Annotated in this window: 14 protein-coding genes; 1 reads left to right on the top strand and 13 read right to left on the bottom strand. The window is 45.9% G+C overall.

Features of this window, described 5'->3' with window-relative positions; all coding sequences use genetic code 11:
• Positions 1 to 9: 9 nt before the first annotated feature.
• The 5 genes from carB to secA all read right to left on the bottom strand — a co-directional run bounded on the left by carB (position 10) and on the right by secA (position 9270).
• Positions 10 to 3243: a carbamoyl-phosphate synthase large subunit gene (gene carB, locus B853_RS02015; RefSeq protein WP_038884193.1), complete on the bottom strand. Its 3234-nt coding sequence runs from the start codon at positions 3241 to 3243 to the stop codon at positions 10 to 12.
• A gap of 16 nt (positions 3244 to 3259) precedes the next feature.
• Positions 3260 to 4399 (bottom strand): glutamine-hydrolyzing carbamoyl-phosphate synthase small subunit, encoded by a 1140-nt coding sequence (carA, locus tag B853_RS02010; protein WP_010445883.1) that lies wholly within the window; start codon positions 4397 to 4399, stop codon positions 3260 to 3262.
• A 481-nt stretch (positions 4400 to 4880) separates the two neighbouring features.
• Complete coding sequence (dapB, locus tag B853_RS02005; protein WP_038884192.1) at positions 4881 to 5690, bottom strand: 4-hydroxy-tetrahydrodipicolinate reductase; 810 nt, start codon at positions 5688 to 5690, stop codon at positions 4881 to 4883.
• 113 nt (positions 5691 to 5803) lie between these two features.
• The gene (gene mutT / locus B853_RS02000) at positions 5804 to 6202 is read right to left on the bottom strand and encodes an 8-oxo-dGTP diphosphatase MutT (protein ID WP_038884191.1); all 399 of its coding nucleotides are present in this window, start codon (positions 6200 to 6202) and stop codon (positions 5804 to 5806) included.
• A 338-nt stretch (positions 6203 to 6540) separates the two neighbouring features.
• A complete protein-coding gene (gene secA / locus B853_RS01995) occupies positions 6541 to 9270 on the bottom strand; it encodes a preprotein translocase subunit SecA (RefSeq protein WP_010445878.1) in 2730 nt (909 codons plus the stop codon).
• 406 nt (positions 9271 to 9676) lie between these two features.
• On the opposite strand from secA, the gene B853_RS01990 reads away from it, so the two are divergent.
• The gene (locus tag B853_RS01990) at positions 9677 to 10138 is read left to right on the top strand and encodes a DUF721 domain-containing protein (protein WP_010445876.1); all 462 of its coding nucleotides are present in this window, start codon (positions 9677 to 9679) and stop codon (positions 10136 to 10138) included.
• A gap of 66 nt (positions 10139 to 10204) precedes the next feature.
• Here the strand turns inward: B853_RS01990 and lpxC are convergent, their stop codons facing one another.
• The 8 genes from lpxC to murD all read right to left on the bottom strand — a co-directional run bounded on the left by lpxC (position 10205) and on the right by murD (position 19788).
• Complete coding sequence (lpxC, locus tag B853_RS01985) at positions 10205 to 11122, bottom strand: UDP-3-O-acyl-N-acetylglucosamine deacetylase (protein ID WP_038884189.1); 918 nt, start codon at positions 11120 to 11122, stop codon at positions 10205 to 10207.
• 100 nt (positions 11123 to 11222) lie between these two features.
• Positions 11223 to 12461 carry a cell division protein FtsZ gene (gene ftsZ / locus B853_RS01980; protein ID WP_010445872.1) on the bottom strand — a complete coding sequence of 413 codons (1239 nt, stop codon included), beginning with the start codon at positions 12459 to 12461 and terminating at the stop codon, positions 11223 to 11225.
• Positions 12462 to 12491: 30 nt separating this feature from the next.
• Positions 12492 to 13754 (bottom strand): cell division protein FtsA, encoded by a 1263-nt coding sequence (ftsA, locus tag B853_RS01975; RefSeq protein WP_010445869.1) that lies wholly within the window; start codon positions 13752 to 13754, stop codon positions 12492 to 12494.
• Positions 13747 to 14532 carry a cell division protein FtsQ/DivIB gene (locus B853_RS01970; RefSeq protein ID WP_029560917.1) on the bottom strand — a complete coding sequence of 262 codons (786 nt, stop codon included), beginning with the start codon at positions 14530 to 14532 and terminating at the stop codon, positions 13747 to 13749. The genes ftsA and B853_RS01970 overlap by 8 nt, the downstream gene beginning before the upstream one ends.
• 190 nt (positions 14533 to 14722) lie before the next feature.
• Positions 14723 to 16183: a UDP-N-acetylmuramate--L-alanine ligase gene (murC, locus tag B853_RS01965; RefSeq protein ID WP_038884188.1), complete on the bottom strand. Its 1461-nt coding sequence runs from the start codon at positions 16181 to 16183 to the stop codon at positions 14723 to 14725.
• 22 nt (positions 16184 to 16205) lie between these two features.
• Complete coding sequence (murG, locus tag B853_RS01960) at positions 16206 to 17273, bottom strand: undecaprenyldiphospho-muramoylpentapeptide beta-N-acetylglucosaminyltransferase (RefSeq protein ID WP_038884187.1); 1068 nt, start codon at positions 17271 to 17273, stop codon at positions 16206 to 16208.
• A complete protein-coding gene (gene ftsW, locus B853_RS01955) occupies positions 17260 to 18456 on the bottom strand; it encodes a cell division protein FtsW (protein ID WP_010445860.1) in 1197 nt (398 codons plus the stop codon). The genes murG and ftsW overlap by 14 nt, the downstream gene beginning before the upstream one ends.
• Before the next feature lie 18 nt (positions 18457 to 18474).
• Complete coding sequence (gene murD / locus B853_RS01950) at positions 18475 to 19788, bottom strand: UDP-N-acetylmuramoyl-L-alanine--D-glutamate ligase (protein WP_038884185.1); 1314 nt, start codon at positions 19786 to 19788, stop codon at positions 18475 to 18477.
• Positions 19789 to 19831 lie beyond the last annotated feature (43 nt).

Raw genomic sequence — 19831 nt, 5'->3', positions numbered from 1 at the left:
TTTTATCTATTACGCTTCTAGGCTAGCTTTCACTTTTGCGTGTAGCTCTTGAACCGAAGTTACCGTGCTCTTCGCGTCTGCAGTGTGTGCCATACAAGTTGCGAATGCAGCGTTTAGCGTTGTCGTATAGTTCACTTTCTCAGCCAATGCACCTCGACGAAGAACTTTAGAGTCTTCAATCGCTTGACGGCCAGCAGCAGTGTTCACGATGTAGGTGTACTCGTTGTTCTTGATACGGTCAAGAATATGAGGGCGACCTTCGTGTACTTTGTTTACTAGACGTGGGTTAATACCCGCTTCGCCAAGAATGACAGCTGTGCCGTGCGTTGCATCTAGCTGGTAACCAAGTTTTGTCAACTTAGACGCTAGGTCCACAACGCGCTCTTTGTCACCTGCACGAACAGACAGTAGTGCACGACCACCTTCTGGGTAAATGTTGCCACAACCCAATTCTGCTTTCGCGTAAGCTTCTGCAAACGTAGCACCAACACCCATAACCTCACCAGTAGAGCGCATTTCTGGGCCTAACAGTGGGTCAACACCAGGGAATTTGTTGAATGGCAGTACAACTTCTTTCACTGAGTAGTAAGGTGGGATGATTTCTTTCGTAAAGCCTTGAGACTCTAGCGATTGACCCGCCATTACACGCGCAGCAATCTTAGCGATTGGTGCACCTGTTGCTTTAGATACGAACGGTACTGTACGCGCTGCACGAGGGTTCACCTCGATTAGGTATACTTGGTTGTTCTTAACCGCAAACTGCGTGTTCATCAGACCACGAACACCCAACTCGAACGCTAGCTTTTCAACTTGCTCGCGCATTACGTCTTGGATTTCTTGGCTTAACGTGTATGCAGGAAGAGAACATGCTGAGTCACCAGAGTGAACACCCGCTTGCTCGATGTGCTCCATGATACCGCCGATAACCACGCGCTCACCGTCACAGATAGCATCGATATCGACTTCAACTGCGTCGTCTAGGAAGCTATCTAGTAGAACTGGAGATTCGTTTGATACGCTAACTGCTTCGTTGAAGTAGCGACGTAGATCTTGCTCGTCGTATACGATTTCCATCGCACGACCACCAAGTACGTAAGACGGACGTACAACCAGTGGGTAACCGATTTCACGAGATTTCTCTACCGCTTGCTCCATCGTCGTTACCGTCGCGTTTTCTGGCTGTAAAAGACCTAGACGGTCAACTGCAACTTGGAAACGCTCACGGTCTTCTGCACGGTCAATTGCATCTGGGCTAGTACCGATGATTGGCACGCCAGCCGCTTCAAGTGCACGAGCCAGTTTAAGTGGTGTTTGACCACCGTACTGAACGATAACGCCTTTTGGCTTCTCAACACGAGCGATGGCTAGTACGTCTTCCAGTGTTACTGGTTCGAAGTACAGACGGTCAGACGTGTCGTAGTCCGTAGAAACTGTCTCAGGGTTACAGTTAACCATGATAGTTTCGTAGCCATCTTCACGTAGTGCTAGCGATGCGTGTACACAACAGTAGTCAAATTCGATACCTTGGCCGATACGGTTTGGACCGCCGCCTAGAATCATGATCTTGTCTTTGTCTGTTGGGTTCGCTTCACACTCGTCATCGTAAGATGAGTACATGTAAGCTGTATCAGAAGAGAACTCAGCCGCACACGTATCAACGCGCTTGTACACTGGGTGGATGTCGTACTGGTCACGAAGACGACGGATTTCGCTTTCCGCAACACCTAGAATCTTAGATAGGCGCGCATCAGCAAAACCTTTACGCTTCAGCTTGTTTAGCTCGTCTTTGTTCAGACCCGCGAAGCCTTTTGCTTTTAGCTCTTGCTCAAGTTTAACGATGTCTTCGATTTGAACTAGGAACCAACGGTCGATTTGCGTTAGGTTGAATACGCCATCTACTGACATACCGGCACGGAATGCATCCGCGATGTACCAAATACGCTCTGCGCCTGCTTCTTTCAGCTCATGACGGATTTTCGTCAGTGCGTCTGGCGCATCTAGGTCAACCATTTCGTCAAAGCCAGTCGCACCAACTTCTAGGCCGCGAAGCGCTTTTTGTAGAGATTCTTGCTGGTTACGGCCAATAGCCATAACTTCACCAACAGACTTCATTTGCGTCGTTAGACGGTCGTTAGCACCAGCAAATTTCTCGAAGTTAAAGCGAGGAATCTTCGTTACTACGTAGTCGATTGTTGGTTCGAATGATGCTGGCGTAGCGCCGCCAGTAATGTCGTTCATTAGCTCGTCTAGCGTAAAGCCAACAGCAAGTTTTGCTGCAATCTTAGCGATTGGGAAACCTGTTGCTTTTGAAGCTAGAGCAGAAGAGCGAGATACACGCGGGTTCATCTCGATGATAACCATACGACCATCTTTCGGGTTGATACCAAACTGTACGTTTGAACCACCAGTTTCAACGCCGATCTCACGCAGTACTGCTAGAGATGCGTTACGCATTAGCTGGTATTCTTTGTCTGTTAGTGTTTGCGCTGGTGCAACCGTGATTGAGTCACCCGTGTGGATGCCCATTGGGTCGAAGTTTTCAATCGCACATACGATGATACAGTTGTCCGCTTTGTCACGAACCACTTCCATCTCGTACTCTTTCCAACCGATAAGAGATTCATCGATAAGAAGCTCGTTAGTTGGCGACAGGTCTAGACCGCGACGACAAATTTCTTCGAACTCTTCTTTGTTGTATGCGATACCACCGCCAGTACCACCCATTGTGAAAGATGGACGGATGATACATGGGAAGCCAACCATATCGAGTACAGCGTAAGCTTCTTCCATCGTTTTTGCAGTATCTGCACGTGGACACTCAAGGCCGATAGACTTCATCGCTTTATCGAAACGAGAACGGTCTTCCGCTTTGTCGATTGCGTCAGCAGTCGCACCAATCATCTCAACGCCGAACTCTTCAAGAACACCGTGCTTCTCTAGGTCTAGTGCACAGTTCAATGCAGTTTGGCCACCCATTGTAGGTAGTACTGCATCCGGCTTTTCTTTCGCGATGATGTTGCGAACCACTTCCCATTGGATTGGCTCGATGTAAGTTGCATCCGCCATGTCTGGGTCAGTCATGATGGTTGCAGGGTTAGAGTTTACTAGGATAACTCGGTAACCCTCTTCACGCAGTGCTTTACACGCTTGTGCGCCAGAGTAGTCAAACTCACATGCCTGACCGATAACAATCGGACCAGCACCAAGAATAAGAATACTTTGAATGTCAGTACGTTTTGGCATTATCTACTACTCCGAATTAAGCGCTGTGTTTTTTGATTAGTTCGATAAAGTGGTCAAATAGCGGTGCCGCGTCGTGTGGACCTGGGCTCGCTTCAGGGTGACCTTGGAAGCTAAATGCTGGTTTATCTGTACGGTGGATACCTTGTAGAGAACCATCAAATAGCGATACGTGAGTAGCACGTAGATTTTCAGGTAGTGTTGCTTCGTCTGCTGCAAAACCGTGGTTCTGCGACGTAATCATCACAACATTACGCTCCAAATCTTTTACTGGGTGGTTTGCGCCGTGGTGACCAAACTTCATTTTCACTGTTTGTGCACCCGATGCTAGCGCAAGGATTTGGTGGCCTAGACAGATACCAAAGATTGGCAGGCCTTTTTCTAGGAATACTTTTGTCGCTTCAATCGCGTAAGTACATGGTTCTGGGTCACCAGGGCCGTTTGATAGGAAAACGCCATCTGGGTTTAGAGCCAGAACTTCTTCTGCTGAAGTTTCAGCAGGAACAACCGTTAGGCGGCAGCCTCGGTCAACCAACATGCGCAGGATGTTGCGTTTTGCGCCGAAGTCGTAGGCAACAACGTGATATGGCAATTCGCTGTCGTCTTTCGCTTCTGGAAGTCCACCCTCAAGCGTCCACGAACCTTGTTTCCATTGATACGCTTCTTTTGTTGTAACCTCTTTCGCAAGATCCATTCCTTTCAAACCAGGGAATTCTTTTGCTTTCGCTAATGCCAAAGCTTCGTCTAGGTTATTACCAGCTACGATACAACCGTTTTGAGCACCTTTTTCACGCAGGATACGAGTTAGCTTACGCGTGTCGATGTCTGCAATGCCGACGATGTTTTGCGACTTGAGGTAATCAGAAAGGGATTGTTCATTACGGAAGTTAGAAGCGATAAGAGGGAGATCGCGAATCACAAGGCCTTGTGCGTGGATTGAAGAGGATTCTTCGTCTTCGGAATTGGTTCCGGTATTGCCAATGTGAGGATAAGTAAGAGTAACGATTTGTTGAGAATAGGAAGGATCAGTGAGAATTTCTTGGTACCCCGTCATCGAGGTATTAAAAACAACTTCACCAACGGAAATACCATCTGCTCCAATGGAAACACCGCGGAACACTGTCCCATCTTCTAGGACTAACAGTGCTAATTTACCCAAGACAACCTCCAGAATAAAAATGCATAAAAAATAAATTAAGCTGCAAATTTGCCTTCCTTTACCTTGATTATTTACATAAACAGGTATTTTTGACAAATTGGCGGTATTCTAAAGACGGACTTGGAAACTGTCAACACACATTGAAAAATAAATTATCACTTTCTAGCTAGTAAGGGCGTTTCAACAGAAAAAGCCCTAAAAAAGTAAGTTTTACTTACCTACACATCAGCTACCGTGACTTTTTTGTGAATTTTACAAATTTGAACTTATTACAGATCACAAAATTTTCTGAGATTTTTGCGCAAACGTTCATCCAGTAAAATCAACACTTACTTTTGAGCATTACACCAAGATAAATAGCAAAACCACCCAAAATACCAATCAAACTATCGATAACACGCGCATCTCACGTACTCATTTCATTTACATAATTTTCTTCAAATACAAAAAAGCCGGCTTGCGCCGGCGAATAATTATGTACTTAAAGCTCATTCAGCCCGAGGACATCGGTCATGGTATAAAAGCCTGCTGGTTTAGAATGTAACCAAACAGCTGCCTTAACGGCACCATTAGCAAAGGTCATACGGTCGGTCGCTTTGTGTGTGATCTCAACTCGCTCACCGATATCAGCAAACATCGCAGTATGCTCACCGACGATATCACCAGCACGAATAGTGGCAAAACCGATCTCATCTTTAGTGCGCTCACCAGTAATGCCTTCACGCGCGTACACCGCCACATCACTCAGTTTGTTGCCCATTGCACCAGCAATGGCTTCACCCATACCAATCGCTGTACCTGAAGGCGCATCCACTTTATGGCGGTGATGCGCTTCAACAATCTCAACATCACAGTAGTCGCCCATGACTTTGGCTGCTTTCTCAAGAAGCTTGAAGACTAGGTTCACGCCAACAGAATAGTTTGGAGCCATGACAACAGGCACTTGCTTAGCGGCTTCATCAATCAGTTCACGCTCTTCTTCACTGAAGCCCGTTGTACCAATAATAATGCTCTTACCATGTTGCTTACATAGCTCTAGATTCGCTAGCGTGCTCACTGGAGCAGTAAAGTCGATAACAACATCAAAGTTCTCGACTTCTTTTGCTAAATCATCTGTCAGAAAGACATCAAACTTACCCTCACCACACAATTCACCCACATCAACGCCAACTAATGAAGACTCTGGACGTTCAGAGCCTGCTGCAACAGAGGCTTCCGGATTTAAGTGTGAGGCCTTTACTAGGTTGCGACCCATACGGCCAGCCGCTCCTGCGATTGCAATACGAACCATTGCGCTTTCTCTCCTTCTCTGGATAAACGAGGTTTGCCTCGTCCTCTTTCGTTTCGCGATATCTTTTTAAACTAACAATATCCTGTGTTAACCACAAGATAGTTCGCGGTGAGTTAGGAAAACTCTTTTACCACTCGTTCGAGGATAGGTACATTCGCTTCAGGGAAGGCGTAATCAGGCAATGCAGCAATATCCACCCAACAACCTTCTTGGCCTTCGCGACCATAAGGTTGGTTATTGAATTGAGTTACCGTCATGAAATCAAACTTCAGAGACTTATCTGGATAATCGTATTCCAAGTGCTCAAACAAGGCTTGCTCTGTCGCCGTAATACCAATCTCTTCCTCGAGTTCACGGATCATCGCTTGTTCAACACTTTCACCTTGCTCAACTTTGCCGCCAGGAAACTCCCAAAAGCCGCCTTTGTGTTTGTCATCTGGACGTTTGGTGATGAAGATTTGCGATTTGTCTTGGTTGAAGATGATCGCCGCAACAATGTGAATTCTTTTCATTAGATTCGTTCCTAGATCTATACCCAAGTCACTTCAAGATGCTAGATTCAGAGCGTCGTCACTGATTCAAGTTCAAGGAAAACAACGAAGCGGAATAGCACGCTATTTCCAAGTTGTTTGACGATGAAGTTGCTTCAGTGACACGCTCCCGAAGGGCGAGTTGCCTTGGTTCGCATGCTTCGTTAACAATTTTCGATTTAGAACCACTAGATCTTCAAATTGTTGCCTCGCCTTCAAACCAAGTCATTCTCGCTGAACCAAGCATCTCGAGGTTACTTGGGTATATCAATACAAAAAGAGCCGCCTAAGCGACTCTTTATTTATGTTTTCAGACTGTATTAGTCGATTTTACCGTGGCACTGTTTGTACTTTTTGCCGCTGCCACATGGACAAGGCTCATTACGTCCCACTTTACGCTCTTCGCGAACCATTGGCTGATGAGAACCTTCTTCAGACTCTTCACCTTCAGACAATGGGTTCTGTGCTGCCGCGTGTTGAGCTTGTGCACGACGAGCCGCTTCTTCAGCTTGCGCGCGACGCTGCTCTTCCATACGTTCAACTTCTTCTTGCTGTTGAACACGAACGCGAGATAGAACAGTAATCACGTCTGTTTTCAGCGCTTCTAGTAGACCTTCAAACAGTTCAAACGACTCACGCTTGTACTCTTGTTTCGGGTTCTTCTGCGCGTAACCACGCAAGTGAATACCTTGACGTAGATGATCCATCGCTGCTAGGTGTTCTTTCCATAGCGTATCTAGCGTTTGAAGCATAACTGACTTCTCGAAGTTACGTAGCACTTGTGCGCCAACCACTTCTTCTTTCGCTTTGTAAACTTCAACCGCTAGGTTAGTGATCTTCTCACGTAGCGCTTCTTCGTATAGCTTGTCGTCTTCTTCAAGCCATTGCTTGATTGGCGCATCTAGATCGAAGTCTGCTTTCAAGCGCTCTTGTAGACCTTCCACATCCCACATATCTTCTAGAGATTGTGGTGGAATGTATTCGTCGATGATCGCCGTAATAACATCTTCACGGTTTTGCTCGATCATGTCGCTAATGTCGTCAACGCTCATTAGCTCATCACGCAATTCGTAAACCACTTTACGTTGATCGTTCGCCACGTCATCGTATTCAAGAAGTTGTTTACGGATATCGAAGTTACGACCTTCCACTTTACGCTGTGCTTTTTCGATTGAACGAGACAGCATCTTAGATTCGATCGCTTCACCTTCTTCCATACCACTTTGGATAAGGCTAGCCATACGATCTGAAGTGAAGATACGCAACAGTGAATCTTCCATCGATAGGTAGAAACGAGATGAACCCGCATCGCCTTGACGACCAGAACGACCACGTAGCTGGTTATCGATACGACGAGATTCGTGACGCTCAGTACCGATGATGTGTAGACCACCTGACTCTAGTACTTGATCGTGAACCTGTTTCCACTCAGCTTTGATAGCGTCGATCTGTTCTTTGGTTGGATCTTGTAGTGCTTCTACTTTCGCTTGCCAGCTACCACCCAACACGATATCGGTACCACGACCAGCCATGTTGGTCGCGATAGTTACCGCGCCAGGTTTACCAGCTTCTGCAACGATTTCAGCTTCTTTCTCGTGGAATTTCGCATTCAGTACGTTGTGCTTGATCTTAGCTTTCTTAAGCGCGTTAGATAGCAGCTCTGATTTCTCGATTGAAACCGTACCCACTAGAGATGGTTGACCTTTCTCTACACGCTCTTTGATGTCTTCGATGATGGCAGCAAATTTTTCTGCTTCAGTACGGTAAACAACATCTGGCATATCGTCACGAATCATAGGTTTGTTAGTTGGGATAACAACCGTTTCTAGACCGTAAATCGATTGGAATTCGAATGCTTCTGTATCCGCTGTACCTGTCATGCCTGACAGTTTTTCGTATAGACGGAAGTAGTTCTGGAAAGTAATCGAAGCCAGCGTTTGGTTTTCGTTTTGAATCTTAACGCCTTCTTTCGCTTCAACCGCTTGGTGAAGACCTTCAGACCAACGACGACCCGGCATTGTACGACCAGTGTGTTCATCAACGATAACCACTTCGCCGTCTTCGTTAACGATATAATCTACGTTACGTTCGAACAATACGTGTGCACGAAGTGCTGCATTTACGTGGTGCAGCAGGCTGATGTTAGTTGGAGAGTAAAGCGTGTCACCCTCTTCCATCAGGCCATTTTTCACCATCAGCTCTTCAACGAACTCTTGGCCCGTTTCAGTTAAGTGAACCTGTTTGGATTTCTCATCTACGGTGTAGTGACCATCACCGCGGTATTCTTCAGAATCTTCTTTATCTTGTTTTTGCAGATTTGGAATCAATAGATTAATACGAGTGTATAGCTCGGAGCTATCTTCTGCTGGACCAGAGATAATCAGAGGAGTACGAGCTTCATCGATAAGGATTGAGTCCACCTCATCGACTACAGCAAAGAAACGTGCGCGTTGAACACGGTCTTCGTTGCGGAAAGCCATATTGTCACGTAGGTAGTCAAAACCAAACTCGTTGTTTGTGCCGTACAGGATGTCGGCTTGATAAGCTTCTTTCTTCGCTTGAGGTGGCATGTTTGGCACGTTCACGCCAACAGTCATACCTAGAAATTCAAATAATGGACGGTTAGTCTCAGCATCACGTGTTGCTAGGTAGTCGTTCACTGTGACTACGTGTACGCCTTTACCTGGAAGTGCGTTTAGGTAAGCAGGAAGGGTTGCAGTTAAAGTTTTACCTTCACCAGTGCGCATTTCCGCAATTTGACCACCGTTCAGTACCATACCACCGATAAGCTGAACATCGAAGTGACGCATACCGTACACACGCTTAGATGCTTCACGAACCGTAGCAAATGCTTCTGGAAGCAGCTTATCAAGCGTTTCACCTTGTTCTAGGCGTTCACGAAACTCAACTGTTTTCGCTTTTAGTTCTTCATCTGATAGTGCTTCGAACGTCGGTTCGTAGTTATTTATTTCTTTTACAATTTTTCTAAGGCGGCGCAGTGTTCGGTCGTTGCGACTGCCAATTACTTTTGTCAGTAGCTTAGTTATCATTTTATGTAAATCTCTCGTTTATCAGACCGTTCCCGATCTACTTGAATGCCTTCAGTCTCTACCAGTTTGGAACTAAGAATACTGAGATAAATCATTTATCAAAGATATTGAGTTCAAACGTCCAATTTTCAAGGCTTAAATTTGAAACAATGTGGCATAGTGTAAGGATTTTTCTTCAATCCAACCATAAATAGCCCAATTTGTTTGAAGCACTCGGAAGTTTTTATCCAAACTGATGATGGATTAGCCAATATTCTCATGCAAAATCCCCAAAGCTTTGTGTCTCAAGCAATCAGAAATATCCATCAGAGATATGCAACTATAGATTAAAGGCCATAATGTAAACTATACCTGAGCAGAAAGCTGCTCTAGAATAGCTTTATCTCAACAAAATTAGTTTTTACCTATGCGCGACCACCGTCCTACCTCTACTGAAGATCTCATCGCTGAATCCCGGCTTAGTCAGCTTCAAGAACACGCAGGCGAGATCTTACTACTGAACAGAGCGTTACAAGAGATCTTACCGAAAGGAACGGCTGATCATTGCCGTGTGGCAAACGTGCGAGGCGGCCATTTATTGATCGATGTATCTAGTGCCGCGATCAAAATGAAGATCGATTATGATCGTTTGATGATCTTAAACAAACTAAGAAGCCAAGGACATGCAAAACTGATGAGCGTAGAAGTAAGGATTAATCCATCTCTCTACCGTAATCACTACGAGCAAGAACAAAAACCAAAGCGGCCACCGTTGACAGAAGCAGCAGCAAACTCGCTATTAATCATTGCTGACATGGCTCCGCCAAAAATCCAAGAACGCTTAAAACGTCTTGCTGATATGGCAGAAAAGAAAAGCAAAGAATCCTAATCTGCAAATAGTAAAAAGCCAGGCATTGCCTGGCTTTTTTAATTTATTGCGTCTGAGTGTTGGGTATTACGCTAGAACCATATTTGGTTCTGCAAAAGCAACCGGAGAACCCGCTTCTTCTTCGAATGTTGTCCATTCCCATGCTTCTTGATCAGCAAGGACCGCACGCAGAAGTTGGTTGTTCAGGCCATGACCTGACTTGTACGCTCGGAACTCACCGATAATTGCGTGACCACACATGTAAAGATCACCAATTGCGTCCAATACTTTGTGAGTAACAAACTCATTTTCAAAGCGAAGGCCTTCTTCATTAAGAATGCGGTAATCATCCAGTACGATTGCGTTGTCAAAGCTACCACCAAGAACTAGGTTCTGGGATTGTAGGTATTCGATATCTCGCATGAAACCGAACGTACGTGCGCGAGAAATCTCACGAACAAAACCTTGAGATGAGAAATCAAACAAAAGACGTTGCTCGTCTGATTCGATCGCTGGGTGGTTAAAGTCGATTTCGAAATCCATACGGAAGCCGTTAAATGGAACAAACTCGGCCCATTTATCACCATCTTCAAAACGAACTGGCTTCTTAATACGGATAAAACGCTTAGGTGCATTTTGTGGTTCAACACCCGCTTGTTGAAGCAGGTAAACAAAAGGACTTGCGCTACCATCCATAATTGGGATTTCAGGAGCATCAACTTCAACAATAATGTTATCGATACCCATACCAGCAAGTGCCGCATTCAAATGCTCAACAGTTGAAATACGTACGCCTTCATCATTCACCAATGCTGTACAAAGCATTGTATCGCGAACCGATTCTGGATCTGCTGGGAAATCTACAGGAGGATTTACGTCTGTACGACGGTAAATAATGCCTGTATTTGCAGCTGCCGGGCGCAGAGTAAGCGTAACTTTACGACCAGAGTGGAGACCCACACCAGTTGTTTTCACTATTTCTTTCAGAGTACGTTGTCTGATCATCTGCTTGCCTCTTAAAAAGTGCTACAAAACACGGCCGATTGTAACGTCGACCGTGAATGCTACCATAATTTTGAGCTGTGTCAAATTTACGGGTTAATAATTAATCAGCCTGACGACGCAAAAATGCCGGAATATCTAAATAACCGCTTTCCTTCTCTTGCTTAGGAGCAGCGCTTTGGCCACCAGCTGCAGGAGAAGAAGAAACTGTGTTTGTCGGCTGAGGAGTGACTTGTGGCTTCTCTTGTACAGGATTTGTCTGCAAAGTTTGTGCCGGTTTCTCTTCAGCTTGTGGCGCTACGCTTTGAGCTTGTGGTTGAGCAGCTTGTGGCGCTGGAGCCACTTTCGCTTTACCACCAGCAACTAGCGTGATATCTGGCTTTTTCTCATTGCCAATACCAGTAGCAACAACAGTTACTCGGATTTCATCTGTCATATCTGGATCTAGTGAAGTACCAATAACCACAGTTGCGTTATCAGAAGCAAAAGCTTTCACGGTGTTACCCACTGTCTCAAACTCGTCAAGACGCATATCCAGACCTGCAGTGATGTTCACAAGAACGCCACGTGCACCTGCTAGATCGATATCTTCTAGAAGTGGGCTAGAAATTGCCATTTCAGCAGCTTCTTCTGCACGATCTTCACCTTTCGCGATACCGCTACCCATCATTGCATGTCCCATCTCAGACATCACAGTGCGTACATCCGCAAAGTCGACGTTGATCATGCCAGGACGAGTGATTAGCTCAGCGATACCTTGAACCGCGTTCTTAAGAACATCGTTAGCACTTGCGAAAGCTTCTAGTAGCGTTACACCACGACCAAGTACTTTAAGTAGCTTTTCGTTTGGAATCGTGATCAAAGAGTCAACGTGCTTAGATAGCTCATCGATACCTTGCTCCGCAAATGCCAAACGCTTTTTGCCTTCAAAGCTGAACGGTTTTGTTACTACCGCAACAGTAAGAATGCCAAGCTCTTTAGCTACTTCAGCAATAACAGGTGCTGCACCAGTACCTGTACCGCCACCCATACCAGCTGCGATAAATACCATATCGGCACCAGTGATGGACTCTTTAATTCTTTCTCTATCTTCGAGAGCTGCGTCACGGCCAACTTGTGGATTCGCACCAGCACCCAGACCTTTAGTGATGTCACCACCAATCTGGATCACATTGCCAACGCTTGTCTTACGAAGTGCTTGCGCATCAGTATTAACGCTGATGAATTCCACACCTTCGATGGATTCACGCACCATGTGTTCAACAGCGTTACCACCGCCGCCACCAACCCCAACGACCTTGATTACTGCATCGTCAGACATTTCCATCATCGGTTCAAACATGTGTTGTCTCCGTTTATCCTGCAACTCAGGTTAAAACTCTTTTTGTATCCAATTACGCAATTTACCGAAGAAGCCAGTAACAGATGAACGTTTCGGTTCATTATACTCGCCATCATCACTGGACTGCATGTCTCTTGCGTAATGAAGTAATCCAACTGCCGTAGAATGATACGGCTCTTTTACATAGTCAGTTAAACCACTAACTTCAAGTGGCTTGCCAACCCTAACTTGATTGCGGAATACGCGTTCCGCACACTCTACCACTCCGTCAATTTGCGCAGCACCACCAGTTAAAACCACACCTGCGGCTAAATGATGTTTGATGCCCTCTTCGCGCAATTTTGCTTGTACAGAGTCGATAGTTTGGTTAACCAGTCCCATAAGCTCAGAGTAACGAGGTTCAATCACTTCTGACAACGTCTGACGTTGCAGACTACGAGAAGGTCGACCTCCTACACTTGGGACATTAACCGTGTCATCCTTACTGACCAGTTCACTTAGGGCACAGCCATATTTAACTTTTATCTCTTCAGCATCGCTTACAGGCGTACCAAAAGCAAAAGCAATATCGCTTGTTACAGCATTTCCTGCGTAAGAAAACACTTCAGTGTGACGTAGCGCACCACCAGTCCAGATAGATACATCCATCGTGCCAGCACCAATATCAACCACACAAACCCCGAGCTCTCTTTCATCCTCGGTGATTACTGCGTTACTTGCAGCAAGCCCAGAAAATACAAGTTGCTCTACTTTAAGGCCGCAGCGCTCTACTGCCTTAATAATATTGCGTGCCATATCATTATGACATGAGATCAAATGGACACTTACTTCCATTCTTACTCCAGATAAACCAAGCGGGTTTTTAATGCCTTCTTGGTAGTCGATGGTGAACTCCTGTGGAATCACATGAAGGATTCGTTGTTCATCACCGATTTTAATCGATTTTGCAGTATGGATAGCGCGATCCATATCTTCTTGGGATACTTCCTCATCGGAAATAGTTCCCATGCCCTTCTCAATACGGCTCGCAATATGCTTACCCGATAATGAGATAAACACTCGGCTAATTTGGCATTCAGCCATTAGTTCGGCTTGATCAATGGCTCTTTGGACGGATTTAACTACCGACTCCAAATCGTTCACGCCACCTTTATCCATGCCACGTGACGGGCTGCTACCTGCACCAATAATATTTATTTGGCCATCAGGTAAAATTTCACCCACTAGAGCTGACACGGTTGCAGTGCCTATATCAAGACCAACAATAATGTTGTCATCAGCGGCCTTAGTCATCTGTACTCTCTTGTTCTAACTCTTGTTCAGGAAACCAACCGACTGCGGCTCCTGTATCGTACCTTAAGTCGATATAACTGATTCTTTGGGTGTCACTGCCAAGCTGATGATACAACTCAAAAAAACGCTGTATACGCTCGTCAAGAGACTCTTTACCTAATTCTAAACGTATGCCGTTATCGAGGATAATTTGCCAAGCACGACGTTCATTCAATACGAGTGAAGAAATCGCAAGACCAAGTTTTGCAAATTGAGGCTGTAATGTTCGGTAGGTCTCTAAGACTTCCGGCCCACTTGCTGCTGGTCCATATAATTTTACTTTTTCTTCCTTCAGCAGACCTACATCACCATCAAAAACGATCCCACTATTATCTAGTAGTTCGTTGCCATTCCAAATGGCTTCGGGATGATACTCCGTTAAGAATACTTTTACTTTATCTGGCCATTGCTTACGAATTGCGGCATGAGCAACCCAAGGCAAAGCTTCGACACTCTGCTGTAATACATCAATGTCCTGAGACATAAATGTACCGATATGATCGATTCGCCCGAACGCACTTTGCACGTCCTCAGCCGTGACATACTCCAAGTTACCTTGCAGTATTATTTTGGAAAGAGGTAACCTTTGGTCATCCCACATCCAACTGATCGCCGAATACAACACAGAACTAATCAAAGTCACGACGAAAACGAAAAACAGAGCACCTATTAGTTTTTCTTGACGACCACGGAGTAATTCCTTTTGTGGTGGTTCTTCATTCAGTGCCATATTTAACAATGGTATTGTTTCCTGACTGTTGTCCCGTGTTTTACCTTATCTATTACAAGGTGGTAAAAACTCTGACTTTAACCTTGGGATTATACTTAGCTCTTGTAAACTATCAAACATTGATAGTGACAAATCACAACTATCCTGACGCAAAATCGAGATCTGCGTCTTTTTCCACACTATGTGTAAACGAAAGCACTTATCCCTGCTGCATCTTTTCAATGTTTAACTCTAATGTTGCAAGTTGTTTAGCTACTTTACCTACATCTCCCGCACCTTGAGTTAAAACTAAGTCACCTTCTTGAATGACATTAGCAAGCACTGATGGTAGTTGGCTAGTTTCTGGGACAAAAATGGGATCAACCTTGCCACGGCTGCGAATCGTACGGCATAAAGCACGGCCATCCGCCCCTGCAATTGGCTTTTCGCCCGCAGCGTAAACATCCAACATGATTAACACATCAACTTGTTCAAGTACGTTTGCAAAGTCATCGTACAAATCACGCGTACGGCTATAGCGGTGCGGCTGGAAAATCATCACTAAACGCTTGTCTTGCCAACCGCTGCGTGCCGCGTTAATTGTTACATCCACTTCTGTTGGATGATGGCCGTAATCATCAACAAGCATTGCATGACCGTTACCAGTATCAAACTCACCTAAGTGATCAAAACGACGGCCTGTACCTTGAGTGCCAGCCATTGCTTTTAGAATCGCTTCATCACTGATGTCATCTTCTGTCGCAACCGCAATCGCCGCTGATGCGTTGAGTGCGTTATGACGTCCTGGAATGTTTAGCGTGATATCAAGGTTTGCACGGCCTTCACGTACTACGGTGAATTTGCCTTGCTGGCCTTCTTGGTGGTAATTCTCGATACGCACATCAGCATCTTCAGAGAAACCGTAAGTGATCACTTGGCGGCTGATACGAGGAATCAATTCACGAATCACAGGATCATCGATACACACAATCGCTTGACCGTAAAACGGTAGGTTGTGAAGGAAATCAATGAAGGTCTGCTTCAAGGTTTCAAAGTCACCACCGTACGTATCCATATGGTCAGCTTCGATGTTCGTCACGATGCTCACCATAGGTTGTAGATGCAGGAATGAAGCGTCACTTTCGTCCGCTTCTGCAATCAAAATTCGGCTAGAGCCTAGGCGCGCATTCGTACCCGCGCTCTTAACCAGACCACCGTTCACAAACGTTGGATCAAGGCCTGCTTCAGAATAGATTTGAGTGACCAAAGCTGTGGTCGTCGTTTTGCCATGTGTACCTGCGACAGCAATACCATGACGGAATCGCATTAACTCCGCCAGCATTTCTGCGCGACGTACGATAGGGATACGCAACTCACGCGCTGCGATCACTTCTGGGTTTTCTTCATTGATCGCGGTGGATACAACAACAACACTGGCTTTTTCTACATTGCTAGCTTGATGGCCGATAAATACCGTCGCACCTTTTGATACTAGACGCTCGGTCACTGGGTTTTCTGATAGATCAGAACCTGTGATTTGGTAGCCTTCGTTCAACAGCACTTCAGCAATGCCGCTCATGCCCGCACCACCAATACCGATGAAGTGGATGGATTTCACGCGGCGCATCTCTGGCACCATTGCGCGAATCTGAGCTAAGTCTTGTGTATGTTGGATTGTCATCAATTCTATTCTCAATAATTCGTTAACGCTTTTCGGTCAAAGCGACAATGGCCTGTGCGACAACTTTGTCTGCGTTCAGTTTTGCAGCGCTACGCGCTTGTTCAGCCATTGTAAGTAAAGCTTGTCGATCCAATTGCTGGATCTGCTGAGTCAATGCCTCAACAGTTAAATCTGGTTGTTCTATCATTTTTGCAGCGCCGCAATCTACCAGATGGTCCGCATTCAAAGCTTGCTGACGGTCTTTATGCATAAATGGAACAAAGATGGCACCGACACCTGCCGCCGATACTTCAGAAACGGTTAGCGCTCCTGAGCGACAAACCAAAAGGTCAGCCCATGCATACGCTTGTGCTACGTCATCAATGAACTCTGTTACTTCTGCATTAGCCACACCATTGGCTTGGTATGCCGCATTCACTTCTTCAGCAGAACCTTTACCTGCTTGATGACGAATACAGTAATCTTCGCCTAATTTCGCCATTACTTCTGGCAGAGTTTGGTTAAGAATGCGTGCGCCTTGGCTGCCACCCATCACCAAAATACGAATTGGACCTTGTCGCTCTTGCATGCGTGTAACAGGAGCATCGAGCTGGGTCACATCTTCACGAACGGGGTTACCGACTACTTCCGCATTTGGGAAAGCACCGGGGAAAGCTTGGAATACCTTCTTCGCTATTTTTGACAACCATTGGTTAGTGAGGCCTGCCACGGCATTTTGCTCATGCAAAACCACTGGAATACCACTCATCCAAGCAGCAATACCACCAGGACCACTAACGTAACCGCCCATACCAAGCACTGCATCGGGCTGCCAGCGCTTCATATGAGCACGAGCCTGCATGACGGCATTGATGATCTGAAATGGTGCCGCAAGAAGACGCTTAACACCTTGACCTCGTAGACCTTTTACTTTGATAAAGTCAATTTCAATACCATGTTTCGGCACTAAATCGGCTTCCATTCTATCCGCGGTACCCAACCAGCGAATTTCCCAGCCTTGCTCTTGTAGCCGCTTCGCTACTGCAAGACCTGGGAAGACGTGACCGCCAGTACCACCGGCCATCACCATCAAACGTTTATTTTTCTTCATCGACTTGTTGTTCTGATTCTTTCTGGCCGCGCTTCAAGCGGCATTCGTGATCGATTCGCAGCAAGATTGATACTGCTACGGACATGATAATAAGACTCGAGCCACCATAACTTATCAGCGGCAGAGTAAGACCTTTGGTTGGAACAATACCGGCAGCGGCGCCAACGTTAACCAAAGTCTGGAAAGCAAACCAAATACCGATACCAAACGCGAGGTAACCACCAAACATTTCACCTTCTTCGAAAGCACGTTTGCCAATGTAAACTGCTTTAAGTACCAAGCTAAAAATCAGCATAAGGACCAAGACAACACCAACAAAGCCTAGCTCTTCCGCCAATACTGCAAATACGAAGTCGGTATGCGCTTCAGGTAGGTATTCGAGTTTTTGAATTGAGTTCCCCAGACCTTGACCAAACCACTCGCCGCGGCCAAACGCCATCAGCGACTGAGTGAGCTGGTAGCCACTACCAAATGGATCTTCCCAGGGGTCTAAGAAAGAGGTTACACGCCTCATCCGGTAAGGTTCTATAAGAATCAACCCGACAACCGCCCCAATACCAGCAATCATCAATGCTAAGAATTGAGTCAGTTTAGCCCCTGCGATAAATAGCATGCCAAAGAGGGTCACCAACATTACGACGACTGTGCCTAAGTCTGGCTGGCCGAGCAGTAATACCGCTAAGAATGCAAACACCATAATTGGCTTCATAAAGCCACCAAAGAAGGTTTGCCTTACTTCTTCTTGCTTACGTACTAGATAGCCAGACATAAAAATAAACAGCGATAACTTAGCGACTTCCGCTGGCTGTAAGTTAAATAGCCCTAAAGGAATCCATCGCGATGCGCCATTGACCGATTTACCCGCCAGTAACACAATGATGAGTAACGCAAATGAAATGCCTAGTAAGTAGTGACTGCGCTTAAACCATTGTTCTAACGGTATCTGAAGGATCACACATGATGCACCCAACGCAAGCACCAAGAACGTGGCATGTCTAAACATGAAATGGAAAGGCTGATCAGTCAGGCGCGAGCTGATTGGAAATGATGCCGAAGTTACCATCACCAAACCCGTTAACATCAAACCCAGCGCAATCCAAACAAGCTGGCGATCAAAGAGCGCCTCTGGAGCAGGATGCTTAAGCCAAGTGCCAATGCTGCGTTTAACGTTACCTAAACCCACGAAGTGTGTAACCTTTAGTTATGCGTATTTATTAGCAAGAGCTGCAAATGCATCACCCCTTGCCATAAAGTTATCGAATTGATCAAAGCTAGCACAGGCCGGAGACAGCATCACCATATCACCCGTTTTTAACTGCGAAGATATTTGTTGAATCACATCTTCCATAGTGTCAAAGCGAGTTGCTGATTCATGCAATGGCATAAACTCATCACCATCTGCGCCAAAACAACACAGTTGCAAGTTAAGTGTTGCGAAGATCGGTTTTAGTGGAGTGAAGTCCGCACCTTTACCAACACCGCCAACAAGCAAATACAGTTTACCTGTCGACTCTAGGCCAGAAAGTGCAGCCATAGTGCTCGCGATATTAGTTGCTTTAGAGTCATTCACCCATTTTACGCCCCGATTATCCGCAACCACTTGGCATCTATGTGTCAAACCAGTGTAAGTTTTCAGTGCATTCAAAGCGTTATAATAATCAACGCCTGCAGCTTTCAGCAGCGCAAGTACAACCAATGCGTTAGCAAGGTTATGCTTTCCGACAAGCATCAACTCATCGCTAGCGATAACACGCTGACCATGATCAAGCAGCCAAGTTCGTTGACCATCAGACTCAAGACCGTAGGCTTGATCATCGCAGCCAAACGTGACAATTGGCATATCAACATCAGGAAAAGTTTCTTGATCATCACGGTTCACGATGGCCAGTTCAGCGTTGTCAAAAATGCGCAGCTTAGCTTGTCGGTAGTCCGCCATGCCGTCATACCGATCCATGTGGTCTTCCGAAAGGTTTAGAAACGCCGCCGCTTTAAGCTTCAAGCTCGAGGTAGTTTCTAGTTGGAAGCTCGACAGCTCAAGCACATACAAATCTGCGTCTTGTTCTAGCAAATCAAGAGCAGGAACACCGATATTGCCACCGACACCGACCGTTAAACCTGCAGCTTTCGCCATTACGCCAGTGAGGTCGGTAACTGTGCTTTTACCGTTCGAACCAGTAATCGCAATGACAGGCTTATCGACTGTCCAAGCGAAGAGTTCGATATCACCAACAACCTGCGTGCCTTTGGCAAGAACCGCTTGGATTTCTGGTGTTGCTAAGGCGATCCCTGGGTTGGTCACAACTAAGTCGGCTTCTGCAAGCCACTCGGTATTCCAACCACCACTGTGCAGCTCAACTTGCTCAGGTAAACGCTCAGCACTAGGAGGCGTAGCACGCGTATCGATAACTTTAACCGTCAGTTGCGGCTGTGTTTTTGTTAGGTGTTTAACGACAGAGAGCCCGGTAATACCGAGCCCTACAACAACGACCTTATGTATGTTTTGCCAACGTTCCATATTCGATCACAAAATTATAGTCTTTCCAAACAGTAAGCCTGTC

This window comes from Vibrio rotiferianus CAIM 577 = LMG 21460, assembly GCF_002741985.1.
Taxonomy (GTDB): Bacteria; Pseudomonadota; Gammaproteobacteria; order Enterobacterales; family Vibrionaceae; genus Vibrio; species Vibrio rotiferianus.
This window is presented reverse-complemented; position numbering and strand designations above follow the sequence as displayed.